We start from the raw sequence: 23339 nt of genomic DNA on the forward strand, positions 1-23339 counted from the left end.
CTATGTTAAATGCACAATTTTTTACAGACACAGGACACCATAGGGAAAAGAACGAAGATGCCGGTGGCATCTTCTACAACATGACTGATCAACAGCTGTTGGTATTATGCGACGGTATGGGTGGTCATAAAGCAGGGGAAGTTGCGAGTCAATTTGTCGTCAACCGCTTCCAAGAAATCTTCGAACAAGAGAACCTTGTCGAAGAATCTCAAGCCGAAGAATGGTTGCGCAGCACCCTGCAGCTCATCAACCGCGAACTCTATAACTACGCCGCAGCTAATGAAGATTTCAAAGGCATGGGCACTACTGCAGTCGTTGCGCTCGTTTATGATAAACGTGTCATCATCGCAAACATCGGCGACTCGCGTGCCTATCTCATTAACAGCCGTGAAATCGAACAAATTACAAGCGACCACTCATTTGTCAATCATCTCGTGATGACAGGACAAATTACAGAAGAAGAAGCCTTTACACATCCGCAACGTAATATCATTACGAAAGTGATGGGTACAGATAAATTCGTAGTCGCAGACATTTATGTCAAACGCTTAAACTTTAATGATTACTTACTATTAAATTCAGACGGCTTATCCGATTTCGTCCGTCCACATTTAATCCAAGAACAATTGAATCAAAGTTTACCGCTTGAAACACAAGGACAAGCCCTGTTAGATTTAGCGCAAGCTTATGATTCAACCGATAACGTCAGCTTCGTATTGGCAGAGATAGAAGGTGACCGCGTATGATGATTGGTTCAACGATTAGTGAACGTTATAAAATCGTCGAATTCCTCGGCGGAGGCGGCATGAGTAATGTTTATCTTGCTGAAGATTTGATTTTAGAACGTAAAGTTGCTGTGAAAATGATTCATATAGCGCCACATGAAAAAGAAGACATGGTGAGACGATTTGAACGTGAAGTACATAACACCTCTCGTCTCTCCCATGATAATGTTGTCAGTGTCAAAGATGTTGGAGAAGACCATGAATATTTCTACTTAGTTATGGAATATATTGAAGGGCCGACTCTCTCTGAATATATCAAAACACATGGACCTTTAAGTATTGAAACCGCAGTTAATTTCGCACAACAAATACTTGAAGGTATTCAACATGCACATGAAATGGGTATCGTACATAGAGATATTAAACCTCAAAATATTTTAGTAGACCGTCACAAGACATTGAAAATCTTGGACTTCGGTATTGCTAAAGCGTTAAGTGAAACAGCCATGACCCAAACTAGCCATGTGCTAGGTACAGTGCAATATTTGTCACCAGAACAAGCCAAAGGGGAAGCGACAGACAAACGTACAGACATTTATTCTATTGGGATTGTCTTATATGAAATGTTAGTCGGCGAACCGCCATTTACAGGTGAAACGGCAGTCAGCATCGCAATCAAACATATTCAAGACCAAATGCCGAACCCGACAGATATCCGCGATAATATTCCTCAAGCGTTGAGCAATGTTATTTTAAAGGCAACTGAGAAGGATAGAGATAATCGCTATCAAGATATTGAAAGCATGAAGCGGGATTTAAGCAGCGCTTTAGAAAAATGTCGGGAAGATGAAACGCCTTATGTGTCTGATGAAGCAGATACAAAAACAATTGCGATTGATAAAGATGCTATCGCAAAAGAAACAAAACAAAATGAGCCGATTCATCAAACAATGGAAATTCCAATTGTGAATCATCAACGTTTCCAAAGTACAGAAGGCCCTGTTTATGAAGTGCCTAAAAAGAAACGTTCTAAAAAGAAAAAGTTCTTCTATAGTTTGATTTTCGCTTTGCTGCTGATCAGTTTAATCAGCTTCATTGCCTATGGTTTATTAGGAAATAAATACATTGAAACCCCAGACTTGCGCGGTAAAACTGAAGCACAAGCACAACAAATTTTAAAAGAACATCATATTAAAGTCGGCAAGACGAAACGGGCTTATAGTGATAAGTATCAAGAAAATCAAATTATTACGACTGACCCTGCACCAGGTGAGCGTGTCGAAGAACATGGTACAGTGAATATCGTGTTATCTAAAGGACCAAAAAAAGCACAAATGCCTAATTTATACGGTACAAGCAAAGCTGAAGCATTAAAGTTATTAGATGAACTCGGCTTCAAACATATTTCCGTAGAACAAGCGTATTCTAAAACAAAATTAGACCGCGGCTTGATTGAAAATCAAAACGTTGCGGCTGATACGGAAGTACCGATTAATGATACGCATATTGTATTAACAGAATCACTTGGTGTGAAACAAGTTTACGTCAAAGACTATACTGGTGAAAGCTATGATAAAGCTGAAAAAGAATTAAGTGAAAAAGGCTTGAAGCCAGTGAAAGAAAAAGAAGTACACAGTGATAAAGTAGAAAAAGGTAAGATCATTTCACAATCACCTAAGAGTAAATCTATTGATGAAGATTCTACCGTGACATTTGTGGTGTCATTAGGAAAAGATGATAGTGATGATAAAGATAAATCAGATGAAAGTAAATCTGTAAAAGATGTGACACAAACTGTACAAGTTCCTTACTCTGGTAAAGATAAAGAACGTCAAACAGTTGAAGTCTATGTCCGAGATAAGGATCATGACGGCGCATCTGCAGTTCAAACTTTCCATATCACTAGCGATCGTTCAGTTTCAATTCCTTTAAAAATTGAAAAAGGCAAAACAGCCGGTTATACCGTGCGTGTCGATGACAAAATTGTCGCTGATAAAGACATCGCATATGACTAAAACATTTAAAAATCCTATCTCATTCATTCAGTTGAATTGAGATGGGATTTTCTTCGTTTCAATCCGTTCGTCTAATAAGGCAACGTTTGGTATAATGTATTAGTGAAAATGAACGAAATAAGAGAGGTGTCTCGGTGAGAACAGGACGTATAATCAAGTCGATCAGCGGTGTGTATCGTGTGGACTCAGATGGTGAGCTCTTTGACACGAAACCGCGCGGCCTATTCCGAAAGAAAAAATTCTCTCCGATTGTCGGAGATATTGTAGATTTTGAAATTGAAAATGTGACAGAAGGCTATATTCATCACGTACATGAACGTCAAAATGAATTGAAAAGACCCCCTGTCAGCAACATTGACCATTTAATTATTGTGATGAGTGCAGTCGAACCGAACTTTTCGACGCAATTGGTCGATCGCTTTTTAGTGATTGCGCATTCTTATGAACTTAGACCACGTATTGTGGTAACGAAAAAGGATATGGCGTCAGAAGCGCAAATCGCACAAATAGAGAAGGATTTAGCGGTTTATCAAGCGATTGGGTATCAAACGCAATTTGTCGGTAAAGATGATGATGTCGAAGCGATATTCGATGCATGGGGCGATGGTTTAGCAGTATTGAGCGGTCAATCCGGTGTAGGTAAATCGACACTATTAAATGCATATCGTCCTGATTTGCAATTAGAAACGAATCAAATTTCAAAATCATTAAATCGAGGAAAGCATACGACACGTCATGTCGAGTTATTTGAACGAAATCGAGGCTTTGTGGCAGATACGCCTGGGTTTAGTGCACTTGATTTTGATCATATTCAAAAGGATGAAGTGAAAGATTATTTCTTAGAGATTCAAGAATACGGACAAAACTGCAAGTTCAGAAATTGTAATCACATGAAAGAACCGAAATGTAATGTTAAAGCGCAGGTGGAAGCGGGCAATATTGCACAATTTCGTTATGCGCACTATGTACAATTGTTTGAAGAGATTGCAGCACGAAAGGAAAGATATTAATGGTTAAAGTATTTCCATCCCTTTTATCAGCGGACTTTTTAAATTTAAAACAAGAATTAGAAGACTTAGAAGCAGCAGGTGTAGACGGTGTACATTTTGATGTCATGGATGGTCAATTTGTGCCGAACATTTCGATTGGTTTGCCGATTTTAGAGGCTGTGAATGCTGGTACGCATTTACCGATTGATGTACATTTGATGATTGAAAATCCAGAGGCATATATCCCAGAATTCGCGTCTAAAGGTGCAGATATGATTTCTGTACATTATGAAGCAACACCGCATATTCATCGTGCGATTCAACTCATTCATACACATGGCGCAAAAGCAGGAGTGGTTATTAATCCAGGGACTGCCGTCGCTGCGATTGAACCGATATTGCATGATGTAGACTATGTGTTGATTATGACAGTTAATCCAGGTTTTGGAGGTCAAGCTTTTATCTCAAACAGTGTAGAGAAAGTCGCGGCACTCCAAGCGTTTAAAGAGAAATTCAATTTGAATTTTGACATTGAAGTGGATGGCGGTATTAATGCGATTACTGGCAAAAAATGTGTCGAAGCAGGCGCAACGATGCTTGTGACAGGTTCTTATTTCTTTAAACAAGCCAGCTATCAAGCTGTAGTCGATACATTAAAATCGACAGTACAACCTTCAGAATAAGGTAGGATAAAGTTATGAAAATCAACTTATTATGCGGCGATCGTCATTTGCCGAAACATTTATTAGAAGATAAATCAGACGAAGAGTGGGGCGGTATAGACCGCGGGGCTTTGATTCTGATTGAACATGAAATTGAACCGATATTTTCATTAGGTGACTTTGATTCTGTAACGGATGAGGAACGATCAGAATTAAAAAATAAACTGGACATTAAACCAGTTAAAGCTGAAAAAGCTGATACAGATTTAGGATTAGGTGTGAAAGAAGCTGTTGATTGCGGCTTTGATGAGATTAATATTTATGGTGCTACAGGCGGCAGATTAGATCACTTTTTAGGGGCGGTACAGTTACTTCAAGTGCCTGAATATGTAGAAGCAGGTATTGTCGTACGTATTATTGATACAAATAATGAAATCTCTTATTTAGAGAAAGGTGAATATCATATGATGTATGATAAGCATTTGCCTTATGTATCTTTTGTACCACAGAAAGCCAATACGGTTATTTCACTGACAGGCTTTAAATATCCGCTTCACCACCAAACACTCTACCAAGGCTCAACATTAACCATTTCTAACGAAATTGAAGCTTACCGCGGTACGATTGAAGTAGAATCTGGCGGTATCTTAGCCATCAGAAGCAGAGATGCTAAACATTAAGGAGTAGAATAAAACGCATGAAAGAATAACGATGTGTTTTAATAAAGCATACGTAAATAAATAGAAACAGAACAAGCAGCTGATGATGCAAAGGCACCAACAACTGCTTGTTTTTTCACAATACGATGTATGTGACAGATGATTTAGGTTTGAAGACAAGAAAAAAACGACCCGCCACATACGAGTCGTTTTTGTCATGTGCTTAATATTTATTAAACTCTAGTTACTTTACCAGATTTTAAAGCACGTGCAGAAACCCAAACTTTTTTAGGTTTTCCGTCTACTAGGATTCTAACTTTTTGAAGGTTAGCATTCCATCTACGTTTAGTAGAGTTTAAAGCGTGTGAACGACGATTACCAGTCGAAGCTTTACGACCTGTTACGAAACATTGTTTACCCATGAAAGTACCTCCTTTAATAAATATAAACACACTGACTTATGATATACTTACCTAATTTAGCATACATTTTTCGAATTGGCAACCAAAAATTATGGCATTCAAGAATATTTTAAGTTATTCTAAACTAGGAACAAAATTGTGTTATAATTTGTAGATGTCTATGTATGCGTTTTTGTTAAAACGAAACAATGTGGACGATAACCACGCAATGATTTTTATAGGATAAGCCAAGAGTAAAATCCGGCATATAAAAGGCAAAATTATAGTAATCATTATATAATAGAAAGTAATGATTACCCATCATAAATCATAACTGATTAGACCTATATTTAAGGAGGAACTCATAATGACATTAGAAATTACCAATGAATACGGCAATATTGACGTTTCCAATGAAGTGATCGCTTCAGTAGTAGGCGGGAAAGCCGTAGAATGTTATGGTATTGTCGGAATGGCATCCAAACAACAAGTCAGAGACGGCATTGCGGAAATTTTAGGTCATGAAAATTATGCACGCGGCATCGTGGTGCGTTCAAATGACAAAGCAATTGACGTTGATATGTATATTATAGTAAGTTATGGCATTAAGATTTCTGAAGTAGCGAATAACGTGCAATCGACTGTTAAATATACTTTAGAAAAAACATTAAACTTAAAAGTAAATTCAATCAACATTTATGTACAGGGTGTACGTATAAATAATTATGGCAAGAAACATTAGGAGGAAGACATGATGATCAGCAAAATAGATGGTAAATTATTTGCCGACATGGTGATCCAAGGGGCACAAAATTTATCGAATAATGCAGAGCTAGTCAATGCATTAAATGTTTATCCCGTGCCAGATGGCGACACAGGGACGAACATGAACCTTACAATGACTTCTGGGAGAGAAGAAGTCGAACAAAATGCTTCACATCACATCGGGGCCTTAGGGAAGACATTCTCTAAAGGCTTATTAATGGGTGCCCGCGGGAACTCAGGTGTTATTCTATCGCAAATTTTTAGAGGCTTCTGTCAGAATATGGAAGACCTAGAATCATTAGATGCGAAAGCTTTCGCTGAAAGCTTTGAAGCAGGAATTGAAACAGCTTATAAAGCAGTTATGAAACCTGTCGAAGGGACAATTTTAACCGTTGCGAAAGAAGCGGCTAAAGCAGGTGTAGAGAAAGCACAAACGACAGAAGATTGTATGGAAGTTTTAGAAGCCATTATTGCGAATGGTGAAATTGCTTTAGAGAACACACCTAACCAATTACCGGTATTAAAAGAAGTCGGCGTTGTCGACAGTGGAGGTAAAGGTTTAATGTGTGTTTATGAAGGTTTCTTAAAAGCAATGAAAGGTGAAACAATCGAAGCCACAAAACCTAAATTAGACACAGAAACGTTCGTGAATGACGAACATGATTTCCATGGTGTCATTAATACAGAAGATATCATTTACGGTTATTGTACGGAAATGATGGTCCGCTTCGATAAACATAAACGTCCATTTGATGAAAAAGAATTCCGTGAAGATATGTCTAAATTCGGCGATTCTTTACTTGTCATCAACGATGATGAAATTGTAAAAGTGCATGTGCACTCTGAACATCCAGGTGAAGTTTTCAACTATGGCCAAGAGTATGGTGAATTAATCAAAGTCAAAGCTGAAAATATGCGTGAACAACACCGTAATGTGGTAAATAAAGAAAAACAAAAATCAGACAATCAAACTTCTCAAGTAGAAACTGCGATTATTGCGATTTCTATGGGTGAAGGTATTTCCGAAATCTTTAAATCAATGGGTGCGACATCCATTATCAATGGTGGCCAAACGATGAATCCATCAACAGAAGATATTGTCAAAGTTATTGAACAATCTGGTGCGAAAAAAGCAATTATCTTGCCGAATAATAAAAATATTCAAATGGCAAGTGATCAAGCAGCTGAGATTGTAGAGGCAGAAACAATTGTCATTCCAACGAAATCTATTCCACAAGGGATTGCGGCAATGTTCCAATATGTGCCAGATGCGTCATTAGAAGATAATCAAGCTAATATGACACAAGCATTAGAGGATGTAACATCTGGTTCTATTACGAATGCGGTACGTAATACGACAATTGATGGCGTGGAAATCAAAGAAGGCGAATTTATGGGCCTTAAAGAAGGTAAAATTGTTTCAAGTCAGAAGACGCAATTAGAAGCAGCAAAAGCATTATTATCTGATATGATGGATGACGATACTGAAATTGTCACAGTCATTACAGGTGAAGATGCGGATGCAGACACAACTTCAGCATTAACAGAATGGTTAGAAGAAACATATCCAGATGCGGAAGTCGATGAACAAGTCGGTGATCAACCGATTTACCCTTATTTATTCTCTGTAGAATAATGTTGAAAATCATATAAAGCATCGTATTATAAAAAATTCACTTAGACGAAATAAGCTCTAAGTGAATTTTTCTGTGTGTAAGCATAAAGATGCAAAAGCTATAGTTTGCATGTGGCTAAAATGAGTAAATAAAAAAGTTTTGTAAGATTAGTGTAAAAATAAGTGCTTATTTACGCGGATAATTGTTATAATATTTAAAATAGTTGCAATAATCAAAAAAGTGGTAAGGGGGAATTGGCATGAAATTTAAAAGTGTTTTTGAAATTATCGGACCGACGATGGTCGGACCTTCTTCGTCTCATACAGCAGGGGCAGTGAGAATCGGTATGGTCGCACGTGAACTTTTCGGGGGGTTACCAGAACGTGTAGATATTTATCTGTATGGTTCATTTATGGAAACGTATCAAGGTCATGGGACAGATGTGGCATTAGTCGGAGGATTGCTTGGATATGATACCGACGATGATCGTATCATAACAAGTCTGCAGACAGCAGAAGCATTAGGGATGACAGTTAACTTTATCTCGATGCATGAAGATAAACCGCACCCAAATACTACAGTGTTAAGTATGACTAAAGATGATCAGACATTATCAGTAGAGGGTGTGTCTATCGGCGGCGGTAAAATTGAAATCGTAGCCATCAACGGTTTCCCAATTAGTATCTCTGGGAATTATCCAACACTTTTAGTCTTTCACCGAGATACTTTTGGAACTATCGGTCGTGTAACGAATATTTTAGGCGAAGCAAGTATTAATGTTGGTTCGATGCAAGTGGCGCGTAAAGAAAAAGGAGATTCAGCTTTAATGACGTGTGAATTGGATGAAAGACCGGATGAAGCGGTCTTAGATCGAATTAGATTGGTGAATGATGTCACAGCTGTATCCTTAATGGAAGAATAAAAAGAGAGGGGGATTCAAATGTTTCAAACAGTAGAAGAATTAGTGCAGAGATGTGAAACAGAAGGCAAAGCGATTCATGAAATTATGTTAGAACAAGAAATGGATGTGACAGGTGTCACAGCTGAAGAAGTGTATGCGGGGATGTCGCATCATTTTAAAACAATGGAAAATGCTTTAGAAGAGGGATTGAACGGGGTAACCTCTACGACAGGTTTAACAGGTGGCGATGCGGTGTTGATTAAACGCTATTTAGTAAGCGGCCAAGCTTTATCTGGTCCTATTTTATTAGATGCGGTCAGCAAAGCCGTAGCAACAAATGAAGTCAACGCAGCGATGGGGAAAATTTGTGCGACACCGACTGCGGGTTCAGCTGGTGTTGTACCGGGCGTATTATTTGCGATTAAACAGCGTTTTAATCCAACACAACGTGACATGTTGAACTTCTTGTTGACGGCAGGGGCCTTTGGATTTGTGGTTGCGAACAATGCCTCAATTTCAGGTGCATCAGGCGGCTGTCAAGCGGAAGTCGGTTCTGCTGCTGCGATGGCTGCCGCTGCAACGGTTGAAATGGCAGGCGGTACCCCGCAGCAATCGGCTGAAGCTTTTGCAATTTGCATGAAGAATATGCTAGGTTTAGTATGTGACCCGGTCGCGGGATTAGTTGAAGTGCCTTGCGTAAAAAGAAATGCGGCAGGGGCTTCTAATGCGCTTGTGTCAGCGGATATGGCACTTGCGGGCGTGACGTCGCGTATTCCGACAGATGAAGTGATAGAAGCAATGTATCGTATCGGGCAGACGATGCCTTCTGCACTGCGTGAAACAGGACGTGGCGGCCTCGCTGGAACACCAACCGGCCAACGCTTAAAACAACAAATATTTGGTGATTAACATGTCTAAAGTAAACCTCATTGATCAGCCGTATACGTTAGACCAAATCAAAGGTTTAGGTCCGAAACGGATTGCGGTGTTAAATGAATTGAATATTTATAACGTAGAAGATTTAGTGCTTTATTTACCTGTACGCTATGAAGATAATAGTGTCATTGATTTAAATGAAGCAGAAGATCAATCAACGGTGACAGTGGTCGGCGAAGTTTACACTACGCCCACTGTCGCTTTTTTTGGCAGAAACCGTTCAAAAGTAACCGTCCATTTAATGGTCAATAATATTGCTGTTAAAGCAGTGTTCTTTAACCAACCGTATCTGAAAAAGAAAATTAATCTGCATGATCATGTGACGATTAAAGGGAAATGGAACCGTGCCAAACAAGAAATTAACGGTACACGTCTCTTTACGACGAATCAACCAGAACAATCACAAGACAATGAACAGTTAGAACCCGTCTATCGTATTAAAGAAGGTATTAAACAAAAGACACTGCGAGATATTATTCGTAAGGTGTTAGATGATATTGAAATTAACGAATGGTTATCTGAAGCATTACGACAAAAATATAAATTAGAATCACTTGCTTCAACAATCAGAACATTGCATTACGCGGATAATAAGCGTGCGTTATTAAAGGCGAGAAGAACTTATGCCTTTACGGAACTCTTCTTATTTGAATTACGCATGCAGTGGCTGAACCGTTTAGAGAAATCCAGTGATGAAGCGATTGAAATTGATTACGATTTAGCTAAGGTCAAAAACTTTATTAACAGCTTGCCGTTTGAATTAACAGATGCGCAAAAAACAGCGGTTAATGAAATCTTCAGAGATTTGAAAGCGCCGCTGCGCATGCACCGTCTGCTTCAAGGGGATGTAGGTTCAGGTAAAACAGTTGTAGCCGCATTATGTATGTATGCTTTAAAAACAGCAGGCTATCAATCTGCATTAATGGTTCCTACTGAAATTCTGGCAGAACAACATGCGGAAAGCTTAACAGACTTGTTTGGCGAGCGCATGAATGTGGCATTGCTGACAGGTTCAGTCAAAGGCAAAAAGAGAAAGCTGTTATTAGAACAGCTGGAAAACGGCACGATTGATTGTTTAATCGGGACACATGCCTTGATTCAAGATGATGTCTCTTTCCAAAATGTCGGCTTAGTAATTACCGATGAACAACATCGCTTTGGGGTCAATCAACGTCAAGCTTTACGTGAAAAAGGTGCGATGACCAATGTCCTCTTTATGACCGCTACACCTATCCCAAGAACATTGGCGATTTCGGTATTCGGTGAAATGGATGTTTCGTCTATCAAACAATTGCCGAAAGGACGTAAACCTATTAAAACGATGTGGGCTAAACATGAAGCCTATGATTCGGTATTGAATCAAATGTCTGCTGAATTAAATAAAGGCAGACAAGCTTATGTGATTTGTCCGCTGATAGAAAGTTCTGAGCACTTAGAAGATGTACAAAACGTAGTTGAATTATATGAATCGCTAGAACAGCATTATGGCGTGGGTCGTGTTGGATTATTGCATGGTAAAATGCCGGCAGATGAAAAAGATGACGTGATGCAGCGCTTTAATCGACATGAGGTTGATATTTTAGTATCAACGACAGTGGTCGAAGTAGGTGTGAACGTACCGAATGCGACGTTTATGATGATTTATGATGCTGATCGTTTCGGCTTGTCTACACTACACCAATTAAGAGGTCGTGTTGGACGAAGCGACCATCAAAGTTACTGTGTCTTAATCGCATCTCCTAAAACAGAAACAGGGATTGAACGTATGACGATTATGACACAAACGACAGATGGCTTTGAATTGAGTGAACGTGATTTAGAAATGCGTGGACCCGGAGATTTCTTCGGCGTAAAACAAAGTGGTCTGCCTGATTTCTTAGTCGCTAATATTGTCGAAGATTATCGTATGTTAGAAGTTGCGAGAGATGAAGCGGCGGAATTAATTCAATCTGGTACGTTCTTTACGGATGAATATGCCATTTTGCGCAACTTCGTAGAACAAAATCTCTTGCATACAAGTTTTGATTAAACGACCATAGAATAAAGGGCTACAAAGCCTGCCGTATAACAATAAATGACACAACAGACTCATTTCGATACACTAAACTTAATGAGGCTGTTGTGTTTTTTGTTGAGCAAATTTAAGAGAAAATGATATGATATGTAGGTAGTCTTAAGACTTGGTACTAATTAGGGGGTAAAGGCGATGAAGTTGAAGAAACAAGAACGACGAGAAGCGATTAAACAACGACTGCAGGAAAACCCCTTTATGACTGATAATGAACTCAGTGATTTATTTTCTGTCAGTATTCAAACCATCAGATTAGATAGAACGTATTTGAAGATTCCAGAACTACGTAAACGTATTAAAACTGTTGCTGAACATAACTATAAGCATATCCGTGCGATTGAAGGTAATGAGATTATCGGGGATTTAATCCGGGTAGAACCAGATGTGACCGCAGAATCTTTAATCTATATTACGGAAGATTCCGTCTTCACTCGTAATGACATTGCACGTGGCCATATTTTGTTTGCGCAAGCGAATTCATTATGTGTCGCTTTGATTCAAAAGAATATGGTGCTGACAAGAGATTGCCAGGTAACGTTTTTAAAGCAAGTGAAACTGCATGATACAGTCCATGCCTTTGCGCAAGTGGTAGATTTCGGTTCGAAATATATTACTGTAGCAGTTTCGTCTTATGTGAAAGATAAATGTGTATTTAGAGGTACATTTAAAATGTATTATTATGACGAGGAGTGATCACGAAATGGTGACATTAGCCATTGATATGATGGGCGGAGATGACGCACCGGGTATCGTACTTGAAGCGGTAGAACAAGCGTTGAAGGACTTCCCAGATTTACATATAATTTTATTCGGAGATGAAGCACAGTGTACTTTGAAACATGACCGTTTGGATTTCCGTCATACGACAGAAGAAATCGAAATGGAAGATGAACCGGTACGTGCCATTAAACGTAAGAAAGACAGTTCAATGGTCAGAGCTGCACAAGCAGTCAAAGACGGTGAAGCAGCGGGCTGTGTCTCAGCTGGGAATACCGGTGCGTTGATGTCAGCAGGCTTATTTATTGTCGGTCGTATTAAAGGTGTTGCACGTCCAGCACTTGTGGTAACTTTACCAACCATTTCTGGTAAAGGCTTTGTCTTCTTAGATGTCGGCGCAAATGCGGATGCGAAACCAGAACATTTATTACAATATGCACAACTCGGCAATATATACGCTGAGAAAATCCGTGGTATCGGTGCTCCGAAAGTGGCTTTATTAAATATCGGTACGGAAGCGAAAAAAGGTAATAGCTTAACTAAAGCTACCTATGATTTGATGAAAGCTGATACATCATTCCATTTCTCAGGAAATGTTGAAGCGAAGACATTGATGGAAGATGCGGCAGATGTGGTGGTCACTGACGGCTTCACAGGCAATATGGTCTTGAAGAACTTAGAAGGTACTGCAAAATCTATCGGTAAAATGTTAAAGTCTACATTGATGGCAAGCTTTAAGAATAAATTAGCTGCCTTAGTATTGAAGAAAGATTTAGGCAACATGACAAAACAAATGGATTACGCTGAGTATGGCGGTTCAGTATTACTTGGCTTAGATGGTATTGTGGTGAAAGCACACGGCAGTTCCAATGCGAGAGCGTTTTATTCTGCGATTCGCCAAGCGAAAGTGGCAGGAGAACAACGTATTGTTGAAGTAATGAAAGAGACAGTAGGTGAACAAAATGGGTAAAACAGCGATTATTTTTCCAGGACAAGGTGCACAAAAAGTAGGGATGGCAGAAGACTTGTATCAACAAGATACAAAAGCAACTGAAATCTTAGATGCTGCACAAGAAGCGGCAGGATTTGATTTGTTAGAAACTATGTTTACAGATGAAGCAGGCAAACTAGGTGAAACTGAAAATACACAACCTGCTTTATTAACACATAGTATCGCATTGTTAAATGCGTTGGATCATATCAATGCAGACTATACAATGGGACATAGCTTGGGTGAGTATTCAAGCTTAGTTGCCGCAAAAGTCTTAGCGTTTGAAGATGCGGTTAAAATCGTCCGTAAAAGAGGCGAATTAATGGCACAAGCGTTCCCGAGCGGTGTCGGCAGTATGGCTGCAGTACTTGGCTTAGATTATGAGGATGTCGCAAAAATCTGTGAAGATTTATCTGAAGAAGGTTCAATCATTGAACCAGCGAACATCAACTCACCGGGTCAAGTTGTGGTTTCTGGTCATAAAACAGCGATTGATCGTATTGTGAAAGAAGGCAAAAGCTTAGGTGCGAAACGTGTCTTACCATTAAAAGTGTCAGGACCTTTCCACTCATCAATGATGCAAGTCATTGAAAAAGACTTCGAAGCTTACATCAATCAATTCGAATGGCATGATGCTGAAATTCCAGTGGTTCAAAACTATCATGCACAAGCTGAAACAGATGCTGAAGTCATCAAACAAAATATGGTGAAACAATTGTATTCACCGGTTCAATTCATTAAGTCAACAGAATATTTAATTGAACAAGGTGTCGATCACTTTATTGAAATCGGACCAGGTAAAGTCTTATCGGGCTTAATTAAAAAAATCAACAGAGATGTTAAATTAACTTCGATTCAAACACTCGAAGATGTTAAAGGATGGAATGAACATGAGTAAAAGTGCATTAGTTACAGGAGCTTCAAGAGGTATCGGACGCAGTATTGCGTTACAGTTAGCTGAAGAAGGCTATAATGTCGCAGTTAACTATGCAGGTAATAAAGACAAAGCAGAAGCAGTGGTAGCTGAAATCAAGGATAAAGGTGTCGAAGCCTTTGCGATTCAAGCCAATGTCGCAAATCCTGATGAAGTCAAAGACATGATTCAAGAAGTCGTAAAACAATTCGGTTCTTTAGATGTATTAGTGAATAACGCAGGTATCACACGCGATAATTTATTAATGCGTATGAAAGAACAAGAATGGGATGACGTGATCAACACGAACTTAAAAGGCGTGTTCAACTGTATCCAAAAAGCAACGCGTCAAATGATGAAACAAAGAAGCGGTGCGATTATCAACTTATCTAGTGTAGTTGGTGCTGTCGGCAATCCAGGTCAAGCGAACTATGTAGCGACGAAAGCAGGCGTTATCGGTTTAACAAAAACAGCTGCGCGTGAACTTGCATCACGTGGTATTACAGTGAATGCGGTCGCACCAGGCTTTATCGTTTCTGATATGACAGATGCGTTAAATGACGAGCTTAAAGATCAAATGAAATCACAAATTCCATTAGGTCGCTTCGGTGAAGATACAGATATTGCGAACACAGTCGCATTCTTAGCTTCTGACAAAGCAAAATACATTACTGGCCAAACAATTCATGTCAATGGCGGAATGTTCATGGAATAATCACCCATAATTCTTGAGAAGTAGTGGGATTACACTATTTTATAAGGTTATCCTACTTGTATTCTTGATGATAAAATGGGAAAATAATAGAGTCGTATAGGCTTTTTAAAGGAGGTGAATCGACGTGGAAAACTTCGATAAAGTTAAAGATATCATCGTTGACCGTTTAGGTGTAGATGCGGACAAAGTAACTGAAGATGCATCTTTCAAAGATGATTTAGGCGCTGACTCACTTGATATCGCAGAATTAGTGATGGAATTAGAAGACGAGTTTGGTACTGAAATTCCAGATGAAGAAGCTGAAAAAATCAATACAGTTGGTGACGCAGTAAACTTCATCAACAACCTTGAAAAATAATAACAATATTATCTGAGTCGTCTTATACAGCGACTCAGATTTTTCTTTTGTTTTGCATAAAATTCACGTAAAATGAGACACATAAGCGCTTATGGCGCGATGTTGTATTCTGTAAAATTAAAAGGAGGTCATCTTTTGACCAAGCATAAGAAAGAAGCAATGCTGCAGACTTTTAATAAGAAGTTTGCACAAAAAATGGAGATGCTACATCTCACTTATGATCATTTACCTCTGTATCAACAAGCATTTTCACATTCAAGTTTTATCAACGATTTTAATATGGACCGACTTGCGCACAATGAGCGTTTAGAGTTCTTAGGAGATGCGGTATTAGAATTGACGGTTTCACGCTATTTATATGATAAATATCCAGGTTTGCCTGAAGGAAATCTGACAAAAATGCGCGCAACCATCGTTTGTGAACCCTCACTTGTAATATTTGCGAATAAAATCAAATTGAATGAATTAATTCTATTAGGCAAGGGCGAAGAAAAAACAGGCGGACGCACACGTCCTTCATTAGTGTCAGATGCCTTTGAAGCTTTTGTCGGTGCATTATATTTAGACCAAGGCTTAGATGTTGTATGGCAATTTGCGCAAGAAGTTATCTTCCCATATGTTGAAGATGATGCATTAATGGGTGTCGTTGATTTCAAGACACAATTCCAAGAATATATCCATCGTTTAAATAAAGGCAGTGTCACATATCATTTAGTCCATGAAGAAGGACCGGCACATCATCGCCTATTTACTTCTGAAGTATTATTAGAAGGCAAAGCTGTGGCAGAAGGCCAAGGCAGAACGAAGAAAGAATCAGAACAAAAAGCCGCAGAAAAGGCTTATAAAGTGATGAATCAGAAACAATGAACAAGCTGTGTTCAACAGTGATAGGGAGATCGAGTGAAGTATGGTTTATTTAAAATCAATCAATGCAGTCGGATTCAAATCGTTTGCCCAGCAAACTGAAGTCCACTTTGACCAAGGTGTGACAGCAATTGTAGGTCCGAACGGCAGCGGTAAAAGTAATGTAACAGATGCCATCAAATGGGTCTTAGGTGAACAATCTGCGAAATCTTTACGCGGTTCGAAAATGGAAGATATTATCTTTTCCGGCGCAGAACACCGCAAAGCACAAAACTATGCGGAAGTTCGATTAAAATTAGATAATCATGCACATCAATTAAACGTTGAAGAAGATGAAATTATCGTCACACGCAGGCTGTACCGCAGCGGTGAAAGTGCGTATTATTTAAATAACGAACGTGCCCGTTTAAGAGATATCACGGATCTCTTTTTAGATTCAGGATTGGGTAAAGAAGCATTCAGTATTATCTCACAAGGACGTGTAGATGAAATCTTGAATGCGAAACCTGCTGATAGACGTCAAATCATTGAAGAATCTGCAGGTGTATTAAAGTATAAAAAGCGTAAAGCAGCATCCGTTCAAAAGTTAGACCAAACGGAAGAAAACTTAAATCGTGTTGAAGATATTCTATATGATTTAGAAGGACGCGTCGAACCTTTAAGAGAAGAAGCGGCGATTGCGAAAGAGTACCAACATTTATCAAAAGAGATGAAGAAAAGTGATGTGTTGGTCACGGTTCATGATATTCATGAATATAACGAAGCAATCAGTAAAGCAGATGAACGTTTAAATATCTTAAAGAGTCAGCAAGCACAAAAAGAAGCAGATCAAAAACGCTATTCTCGTGCGCTTTCAAATTATAAAGCAGAGTTAAATCAACAAAATGATGAGATTGAACGTTTGAATTATCAGTTAGTACAGGCGACTGAAGCGGCAGAAAAGCTATCAGGCCAGCTGAATGTCTTAGAAGAGCGTAAACGTAACCAATCTCAAACCAATGCACGCTATGAAGAAGAACAAGAAGCATTGAAAGCACAATATGCGCAGTTGATTGAAGATCAAAAACAAGCAAAAGCAGATAAAGCAGCACTGAAAGAAAAACAACAAACTATAGCTGCAGAAGTCAAACAGCTTGAAGATCAGTTATATGTTTCAGATGCAGACCATGAAGCGCAACTAGAAGAGATTAAAAACAGCTACTATGATTTAATGTCTGAACAGTCAGAGGTCAATAATGACATTCGTTTCTTAGAACGTACGATTGAAGAAAATGAAGCAAAACAAAATCGTTTAGACAGTCGTTTATTAGAAGCGTTCAATCAATTAAAATCCATTCAGTCTGAAATTAATCAAATTACAGCACAACAAAAAGAGAAACAACAACAGTTAGCTGCATTAGAGCACAAACAAAAAGAAAATGAAGCACAATTGACAGCAGCGAAAAACAAACAAAATGAATATGAAGAAAAGTTATACCAAGCCTATCGTTATACTGATCAATTAAAAGCTAAAATAGAGAGTTTGACGAGCCGTGAAGAAGATTACACATATTTCTTTAATGGGGTTAAACATGTCCTAAAAGCTAAAAATAATCCGTTGAACGGTATCCATGGTGCCGTGGCTGAAGTCATCGATGTACCATCTGAATTAACGACAGCCATTGAAACGGCATTAGGGGCATCTATGCAGCATATTATCGTGGATAATGAAAAGGATGGACGCCAAGCAATTGCTTATTTAAAACAAAATCGCCTAGGCAGAGCAACCTTCTTACCGTTAAATGTCATTCAACCCAGACGCTTGCAATCAGAGATTATGCATACCGCACAACAAGCAACCGGCTTTGTTGGTGTGGCAGCGGATTTAATCGGTGTAGATGCTAAATATAGTGCGATTATTTATAATTTAATCGGTAATACCATTATTGTTGATGATTTGAAACATGCGAATGAATTAGCACAAGCCATTCGTTATCGTACACGTATTGTGACGCTTGAAGGCGATATCGTGAATCCAGGTGGTTCGATGACAGGTGGCGGTCAACGTCAGACGAAAAGTATTTTAGCGCAGCGTGATGAATTAACGCAGTTGCGTGAACAGTTGAAACAATTCGAACATCAGACGGCTGATTTTGAAAGACAAGTCCAAGCTGTTAAAGATGAAGCGAATCAATTAAGCGAAACGTATTTAAAAATCAGTCAAGACTATAATGAAACGAAACAAGCCGTGCATAATATCGAATTAGAACTCGATCGTTTAAAAAAGAGCGAAGCACATATTAAGAGTGAGCATGAAGAGTTTGAATTTGAGAAAAATGACGGTTATCAAAGTGAGAAGAGTCGAGAAACGTTAAAAGCGAAGCAGCAACAAAAAGAACAGTTAGCACATAAGTTGAAAGACTTAGAGCAACAAATTGAAAGCTTAACGCAGTTATCTAAAGAAGGTAAAGCCAGCACTGCTCAACTACAACAGCAACTTCATCAAAAACAATCCGATTTAGCGGTGTTAAAAGAACGTAGTAAAACACAACATCAGCAATTAGAACGCATTGAAAATCAAATTAAACAAAATCAACTTCAACAAGAAAAATTAGCTGAAGATATTGAACTGTTTAATTCTGATGAAGTGACGGGACAAAAAGCCTTTGAGACGATTCAACAGGATATTGAAGTGAAGCAACAAGAAAAAGCGGATTTAAATGAGCGTTTAGATGTGTTAAAAGGTAAAAGACAAGAAACAAACGCAGAGATTGAAACGTTTGATGACAAGTTGCAAGAAACACATCGCGATATCTTGTCGATTGAAAACAGCTATCAAGATATCAAAGCTGAACAATCTAAATTAGATGTATTGATTTCACATAGTATGGATCATTTAAATGAGGATTATCATTTAACTTATGAAGCGGCGAAAGACCTCTATGAACAAGATGAACCGATTGATGCGCTACGTCAGAAAGTGAAATTAACGAAAATGTCGATTGAAGAATTAGGTCCAGTCAACTTGAATGCGATTGAACAATTTGAAGAAGTAAATGAGCGCTTTACTTTCTTAGATGAGCAACGTACAGATTTAAGAGAGGCGAAAGCTACGCTAGAACAAATTATTCATGAGATGGACCAAGCTGTGATGGAACGCTTTAAAACGACCTTCCATGCGGTACAAGGCCATTTCTCAGAAGTGTTCAAATCGTTATTCGGCGGCGGACAAGCTGAGTTGAAGTTAACGGATGATGATTACTTAACAGCAGGTGTTGAAATCATAGTGCAACCGCCAGGCAAAAAGCTGCAGCATCTTTCATTGTTGAGCGGCGGAGAGCGTGCATTAAGCGCAATCGCATTATTATTTGCGTTATTAAAAGTGCGTTCAGCACCATTTGTTATACTAGATGAGGTAGAGGCCGCATTAGATGAAGCTAATGTGATTCGCTATGCGAATTATTTGAGACAATTATCTGAGAAGACACAATTTATTGTGATTACACACCGTAAAGGGACAATGGAAGCGGCTGACCGACTTTATGGTATTACGATGCAAGAATCAGGTGTATCAAAACTTGTGAGTGTGAATTTAAATACGATAGATGAAGTGTTGAAGGAGGAAGAATAATGAGCTTTTTTAAACGACTAAAAGATAAGTTTGCGGGCAAACCAACTGAAGAAGAAAAAGAACTTCAAGACTTAGACCAGACGGAATCATCAGAGGATGACCAGAAACCAGCCAAAGAAGAAAAATCAACGTTGCCTGAAACGAAACCAAAAGAAGAACCGAAAGAACAACCAAAAGATGATTTCGATTTTGACGATGGTTTAATTTCAATTGAAGAGTTTGAAGAAATTGAATCACAAAAATTGGGTGCGAAATTCAGACAAGGTTTAGAGAAATCACGCGAAAACTTCCAAGAGCAATTAAATAACTTGATTGCGCGTTATCGTACAGTGGATGAAGATTTCTTCGAAGCGTTAGAAGAAATGTTAATTACAGCGGATGTTGGTTTCAATACGGTGATGGAATTAGTAGATGAATTACGTACAGAAGCACAACGTCGCAATATTAAAGAAACAGAAGATTTAAAAGAAGTTATCGTTGAAAAAATCGTAGAGATTTATCAACAAGAAGATGACAATTCTGAATTGATGAACTTAGAAGATGGCCGATTAAATGTCATTTTAATGGTCGGTGTCAATGGTGTTGGTAAAACAACAACAATTGGTAAATTGGCACACCGTTATAAAGCAGAAGGCAAGAAAGTGATGTTAGCTGCAGGTGATACATTCAGAGCCGGCGCAATCAACCAATTGAAAGTATGGGGCGAACGTGTGGGTGTCGATGTCATCAGCCAAAGTGAAGGATCAGATCCGGCAGCTGTGATGTATGATGCGATTAATGCGGCGAAACACCAAGGTGTCGACATTTTAATTTGTGACACTGCAGGCCGTTTACAAAACAAAGCAAACTTAATGAATGAGTTAGAAAAAATGAAACGTGTGATTGGCCGTGCAGTCCCAGAAGCACCGCATGAAGTGTTACTTTGTCTTGATGCGACAACTGGACAAAATGCGTTATCACAAGCACGTAACTTTAAAGATGTCACAAACGTGACAGGTATTGTATTAACAAAACTTGATGGTACTGCCAAAGGTGGTATTGTCTTAGCAATCCGTAATGAATTGCATATTCCAGTTAAGTACGTTGGTTTAGGCGAGCAATTGGATGATTTACAACCATTCGATCCAGAAAGCTACGTTTACGGCTTGTTTGCGGACATGATTGAACAAACAGTGGAAGAACATCAAGAAGAAGCAGCAGATACAACAGAGAACGACGGTGACACACCAGATGAGCAAAAATGATTTAGTTAAAACATTGCGTATGAATTACTTGTTTGATTTCTATCAGTCTTTACTGACGAATAAACAACGTAATTATTTGGAACTCTTTTATCTTGAAGATTATTCTTTGAGTGAAATCGCAGATACTTTTGATGTGAGTCGTCAAGCAGTATATGATAACATAAGAAGAACTGGTGATTTAGTAGAAGATTATGAAGCGAAATTAGCGCTTTATTCAAAATTTGAACAACGTCGTGAAATTTATACTCAAATGAAAGCATCTATTGAAGATCCGGATGCCTTGAAACAATATATTGAGAAACTAGAAGAATTAGAATAAGGAGGTCACTTGGATGGCATTTGAAGGATTATCCGATCGTTTACAAGCGACCATGCAGAAAATCCGAGGAAAAGGGAAAGTGACTGAAGCGGATATTAAAGCAATGATGCGTGAAGTGCGTCTTGCATTGCTTGAAGCCGATGTTAACTTTAAAGTTGTAAAATCATTTATCAAAACTGTCTCTGAACGTGCATTAGGTTCAGATGTCATGCAATCTTTAACACCTGGCCAACAGGTTATCAAAATCGTTAAAGATGAATTAACACAATTAATGGGCGGCGAAAATGCGACGGTAAATATGGCAAATAAACCGCCGACAGTTGTGATGATGGTGGGTCTGCAAGGTGCAGGTAAAACGACAACTGCAGGTAAATTAGCATTATTGATGCGTAAGAAATATAATAAGAAACCATTATTGGTTGCGGCAGATATTTATCGTCCAGCAGCGATTGACCAACTTCAAACCGTCGGTAAACAATTAGACATTCCAGTCTATAGTGAAGGCGACAAAGTTCAACCGCAACAAATCGTTGACAATGCATTGAAACATGCCAAAGAAGAACATTTAGACTTTGTGATTATCGATACGGCAGGTCGTCTGCATATTGATGAAAAGCTGATGAATGAATTAGCTGAAGTCAAAGAAATTTCTAAACCAAACGAAATCATGTTAGTGGTCGATGCGATGACGGGTCAAGATGCGGTTAATGTTGCCCAATCATTTGATGATCAATTAGGGGTAACAGGTGTTACATTAACTAAACTTGATGGGGATACACGAGGCGGTGCAGCCTTATCTATCCGTTCTGTGACTCAAAAACCAATTAAATTCATTGGTGTCAGTGAGAAATTAGATGGATTAGAATTATTCCACCCAGAACGTATGGCTTCTCGTATCTTAGGTATGGGCGATGTGTTAAGTTTAATTGAGAAAGCCCAACAAGATGTTGATGAATCTAAAGCAAAAGATTTAGAGAAGAAAATGCGTACGGCATCATTTACATTAGATGATTTCTTAGAACAATTAGACCAAGTGAAAAATCTTGGCCCATTAGATGAAATCATGAAGATGATTCCTGGTATGGGTAAAATGAAAGGTATGGATAAACTTAATATGAGCGATAAACAAATTGATCATATTAAAGCGATTATCCAATCTATGACACTAGCTGAACGTGAAAGACCAGAAATCTTAAATGTTTCTCGTAAGAAACGTATCGCAAAAGGTTCAGGTCGCTCACTTCAAGAAGTGAACCGTTTGATGAAACAATTCAATGACATGAAGAAAATGATGAAACAATTTACTGGCGGAGGCAAAGGTAAAAAAGGCAAACGCAGTCAAATTGAAAATATGATGAAAGGCATGAACTTGCCATTCTAATTGAAAAAGGTGTTGTGAGCAGCGACTTACAACACCTTTTATTGTGAATCGGAAATAAAAATAAAATTGGTAAAGAGAAACCTCTTTACAAAGTTTCTGATACCTGTTATTATTATTTCTTGTAGAAAAGAAAACAAAGAACTCAAAGGAGAGAATTATACATGGCAGTTAAAATTCGTTTAACACGTTTAGGCTCAAAAAGAAATCCATTCTACCGTATCGTAGCAGCAGATGCTCGTGCGCCACGTGATGGTCGTATCATCGAACAAATCGGAACTTATGATCCGGTTACTAAAGATGCGTCACAAACAGTTAAAATCGACGAAGAGTTAGCACTTAAATGGTTAGCTAACGGTGCGAAACCAACTGATACAGTTCACAATATCTTATCTAAAGAAGGTATTATGAAAAAATTCGACGAACAACGTCATTCTAAGTAATTTAAGCTATAAGTTGCTTTAATCTCATAACCCTGAGACAATACACT

22 protein-coding genes are annotated in these 23339 nt (G+C 38.6%); 21 read left to right on the forward strand and 1 reads right to left on the reverse strand.

Annotated elements, in window-relative coordinates:
- The first annotated feature begins 2 nt into the window (after positions 1-2).
- From ACFCT9_RS01710 to ACFCT9_RS01730, 5 genes are all read left to right on the forward strand, one after another.
- The gene (locus ACFCT9_RS01710) at positions 3-746 is read left to right on the forward strand and encodes a Stp1/IreP family PP2C-type Ser/Thr phosphatase (protein WP_412520316.1); all 744 of its coding nucleotides are present in this window, start codon (positions 3-5) and stop codon (positions 744-746) included.
- Positions 746-2740 (forward strand): Stk1 family PASTA domain-containing Ser/Thr kinase, encoded by a 1995-nt coding sequence (gene pknB, locus ACFCT9_RS01715; RefSeq protein WP_412521603.1) that lies wholly within the window; start codon positions 746-748, stop codon positions 2738-2740. The genes ACFCT9_RS01710 and pknB overlap by 1 nt, the downstream gene beginning before the upstream one ends.
- 134 nt (positions 2741-2874) lie before the next feature.
- Positions 2875-3750, forward strand: a complete 876-nt coding sequence (rsgA, locus tag ACFCT9_RS01720) for a ribosome small subunit-dependent GTPase A (protein WP_412520318.1) — start codon at positions 2875-2877, stop codon at positions 3748-3750.
- Positions 3750-4412: a ribulose-phosphate 3-epimerase gene (gene rpe / locus ACFCT9_RS01725; protein ID WP_412520320.1), complete on the forward strand. Its 663-nt coding sequence runs from the start codon at positions 3750-3752 to the stop codon at positions 4410-4412. Before rsgA ends, rpe begins: the two co-directional genes overlap by 1 nt.
- A 14-nt stretch (positions 4413-4426) precedes the next feature.
- Positions 4427-5071, forward strand: a complete 645-nt coding sequence (locus ACFCT9_RS01730; protein ID WP_412520321.1) for a thiamine diphosphokinase — start codon at positions 4427-4429, stop codon at positions 5069-5071.
- Positions 5072-5283: 212 nt separating this feature from the next.
- Here ACFCT9_RS01730 and rpmB read toward each other — a convergent pair whose 3' ends face one another.
- A complete protein-coding gene (gene rpmB, locus ACFCT9_RS01735) occupies positions 5284-5472 on the reverse strand; it encodes a 50S ribosomal protein L28 (protein ID WP_000517908.1) in 189 nt (62 codons plus the stop codon).
- A 346-nt stretch (positions 5473-5818) separates the two neighbouring features.
- On the opposite strand from rpmB, the gene ACFCT9_RS01740 reads away from it, so the two are divergent.
- The 16 genes from ACFCT9_RS01740 (at position 5819) to rpsP (ending at position 23292) form a co-directional block, all read left to right on the forward strand.
- Positions 5819-6193: an Asp23/Gls24 family envelope stress response protein gene (locus ACFCT9_RS01740; RefSeq protein ID WP_412520326.1), complete on the forward strand. Its 375-nt coding sequence runs from the start codon at positions 5819-5821 to the stop codon at positions 6191-6193.
- Between the two features lie 12 nt (positions 6194-6205).
- Positions 6206-7852 (forward strand): fatty acid kinase catalytic subunit FakA, encoded by a 1647-nt coding sequence (gene fakA, locus ACFCT9_RS01745; RefSeq protein ID WP_412521604.1) that lies wholly within the window; start codon positions 6206-6208, stop codon positions 7850-7852.
- A 239-nt stretch (positions 7853-8091) separates the two neighbouring features.
- On the forward strand, positions 8092-8754 hold the full coding sequence (gene sdaAB / locus ACFCT9_RS01750; RefSeq protein WP_412520327.1) for an L-serine ammonia-lyase, iron-sulfur-dependent subunit beta: 663 nt from the start codon (positions 8092-8094) through the stop codon (positions 8752-8754).
- 18 nt (positions 8755-8772) lie between these two features.
- The gene (gene sdaAA / locus ACFCT9_RS01755; protein ID WP_412520329.1) at positions 8773-9642 is read left to right on the forward strand and encodes an L-serine ammonia-lyase, iron-sulfur-dependent, subunit alpha; all 870 of its coding nucleotides are present in this window, start codon (positions 8773-8775) and stop codon (positions 9640-9642) included.
- 1 nt (position 9643) lies between these two features.
- The gene (gene recG, locus ACFCT9_RS01760) at positions 9644-11698 is read left to right on the forward strand and encodes an ATP-dependent DNA helicase RecG (RefSeq protein ID WP_412520331.1); all 2055 of its coding nucleotides are present in this window, start codon (positions 9644-9646) and stop codon (positions 11696-11698) included.
- 177 nt (positions 11699-11875) lie between these two features.
- Positions 11876-12433, forward strand: a complete 558-nt coding sequence (gene fapR / locus ACFCT9_RS01765; RefSeq protein ID WP_412520333.1) for a transcription factor FapR — start codon at positions 11876-11878, stop codon at positions 12431-12433.
- A 7-nt stretch (positions 12434-12440) separates the two neighbouring features.
- Positions 12441-13427, forward strand: coding sequence for a phosphate acyltransferase PlsX (plsX, locus tag ACFCT9_RS01770; RefSeq protein ID WP_412520335.1), 987 nt, complete (start codon positions 12441-12443; stop codon positions 13425-13427).
- Complete coding sequence (gene fabD / locus ACFCT9_RS01775) at positions 13420-14346, forward strand: ACP S-malonyltransferase (RefSeq protein WP_412520337.1); 927 nt, start codon at positions 13420-13422, stop codon at positions 14344-14346. Before plsX ends, fabD begins: the two co-directional genes overlap by 8 nt.
- Positions 14339-15076: a 3-oxoacyl-[acyl-carrier-protein] reductase gene (gene fabG / locus ACFCT9_RS01780; RefSeq protein ID WP_412520339.1), complete on the forward strand. Its 738-nt coding sequence runs from the start codon at positions 14339-14341 to the stop codon at positions 15074-15076. The genes fabD and fabG overlap by 8 nt, the downstream gene beginning before the upstream one ends.
- Before the next feature lie 124 nt (positions 15077-15200).
- Complete coding sequence (locus ACFCT9_RS01785) at positions 15201-15434, forward strand: acyl carrier protein (protein WP_002480667.1); 234 nt, start codon at positions 15201-15203, stop codon at positions 15432-15434.
- A 159-nt stretch (positions 15435-15593) separates the two neighbouring features.
- Positions 15594-16301 carry a ribonuclease III gene (rnc, locus tag ACFCT9_RS01790; protein WP_412521605.1) on the forward strand — a complete coding sequence of 236 codons (708 nt, stop codon included), beginning with the start codon at positions 15594-15596 and terminating at the stop codon, positions 16299-16301.
- A 40-nt stretch (positions 16302-16341) separates the two neighbouring features.
- Complete coding sequence (gene smc, locus ACFCT9_RS01795) at positions 16342-19908, forward strand: chromosome segregation protein SMC (RefSeq protein WP_412520341.1); 3567 nt, start codon at positions 16342-16344, stop codon at positions 19906-19908.
- The gene (ftsY, locus tag ACFCT9_RS01800; RefSeq protein ID WP_412520343.1) at positions 19908-21152 is read left to right on the forward strand and encodes a signal recognition particle-docking protein FtsY; all 1245 of its coding nucleotides are present in this window, start codon (positions 19908-19910) and stop codon (positions 21150-21152) included. The genes smc and ftsY overlap by 1 nt, the downstream gene beginning before the upstream one ends.
- Positions 21139-21471: a putative DNA-binding protein gene (locus tag ACFCT9_RS01805; RefSeq protein WP_412520345.1), complete on the forward strand. Its 333-nt coding sequence runs from the start codon at positions 21139-21141 to the stop codon at positions 21469-21471. The genes ftsY and ACFCT9_RS01805 overlap by 14 nt, the downstream gene beginning before the upstream one ends.
- Positions 21472-21484: 13 nt before the next feature.
- A complete protein-coding gene (ffh, locus tag ACFCT9_RS01810) occupies positions 21485-22852 on the forward strand; it encodes a signal recognition particle protein (protein WP_412520346.1) in 1368 nt (455 codons plus the stop codon).
- A 161-nt stretch (positions 22853-23013) separates the two neighbouring features.
- Positions 23014-23292, forward strand: a complete 279-nt coding sequence (rpsP, locus tag ACFCT9_RS01815; protein WP_412520348.1) for a 30S ribosomal protein S16 — start codon at positions 23014-23016, stop codon at positions 23290-23292.
- Positions 23293-23339: the final 47 nt, after the last annotated feature.

The sequence above is a fragment of the Staphylococcus simulans genome, from assembly GCF_047037175.1.
GTDB classification, from domain to species: domain Bacteria; phylum Bacillota; class Bacilli; order Staphylococcales; family Staphylococcaceae; genus Staphylococcus; species Staphylococcus simulans_C.

Excerpts from the sequence above, each read along its gene's own strand:
- fabD (WP_412520337.1), top strand. The coding sequence starts at position 13,420 with ATGGGTAAAACAGCGATTATTTTTCCAGGACAAGGTGCACAAAAAGTA.
- pknB (WP_412521603.1), top strand. The coding sequence starts at position 746 with ATGATTGGTTCAACGATTAGTGAACGTTATAAAATCGTCGAATTCCTC.
- sdaAB (WP_412520327.1), top strand. The coding sequence starts at position 8,092 with ATGAAATTTAAAAGTGTTTTTGAAATTATCGGACCGACGATGGTCGGA.
- ACFCT9_RS01740 (WP_412520326.1), top strand. The coding sequence starts at position 5,819 with ATGACATTAGAAATTACCAATGAATACGGCAATATTGACGTTTCCAAT.
- ACFCT9_RS01710 (WP_412520316.1), top strand. The coding sequence starts at position 3 with ATGTTAAATGCACAATTTTTTACAGACACAGGACACCATAGGGAAAAG.
- fapR (WP_412520333.1), top strand. The coding sequence starts at position 11,876 with ATGAAGTTGAAGAAACAAGAACGACGAGAAGCGATTAAACAACGACTG.
- sdaAA (WP_412520329.1), top strand. The coding sequence starts at position 8,773 with ATGTTTCAAACAGTAGAAGAATTAGTGCAGAGATGTGAAACAGAAGGC.
- recG (WP_412520331.1), top strand. The coding sequence starts at position 9,644 with ATGTCTAAAGTAAACCTCATTGATCAGCCGTATACGTTAGACCAAATC.
- fabG (WP_412520339.1), top strand. The coding sequence starts at position 14,339 with ATGAGTAAAAGTGCATTAGTTACAGGAGCTTCAAGAGGTATCGGACGC.
- rpe (WP_412520320.1), top strand. The coding sequence starts at position 3,750 with ATGGTTAAAGTATTTCCATCCCTTTTATCAGCGGACTTTTTAAATTTA.
- ACFCT9_RS01730 (WP_412520321.1), top strand. The coding sequence starts at position 4,427 with ATGAAAATCAACTTATTATGCGGCGATCGTCATTTGCCGAAACATTTA.
- ffh (WP_412520346.1), top strand. The coding sequence starts at position 21,485 with ATGGCATTTGAAGGATTATCCGATCGTTTACAAGCGACCATGCAGAAA.
- rpmB (WP_000517908.1), bottom strand. The coding sequence starts at position 5,472 with ATGGGTAAACAATGTTTCGTAACAGGTCGTAAAGCTTCGACTGGTAAT.
- smc (WP_412520341.1), top strand. The coding sequence starts at position 16,342 with ATGGTTTATTTAAAATCAATCAATGCAGTCGGATTCAAATCGTTTGCC.
- rnc (WP_412521605.1), top strand. The coding sequence starts at position 15,594 with ATGCTGCAGACTTTTAATAAGAAGTTTGCACAAAAAATGGAGATGCTA.
- fakA (WP_412521604.1), top strand. The coding sequence starts at position 6,206 with ATGATCAGCAAAATAGATGGTAAATTATTTGCCGACATGGTGATCCAA.
- plsX (WP_412520335.1), top strand. The coding sequence starts at position 12,441 with ATGGTGACATTAGCCATTGATATGATGGGCGGAGATGACGCACCGGGT.
- ftsY (WP_412520343.1), top strand. The coding sequence starts at position 19,908 with ATGAGCTTTTTTAAACGACTAAAAGATAAGTTTGCGGGCAAACCAACT.
- ACFCT9_RS01805 (WP_412520345.1), top strand. The coding sequence starts at position 21,139 with ATGAGCAAAAATGATTTAGTTAAAACATTGCGTATGAATTACTTGTTT.
- rpsP (WP_412520348.1), top strand. The coding sequence starts at position 23,014 with ATGGCAGTTAAAATTCGTTTAACACGTTTAGGCTCAAAAAGAAATCCA.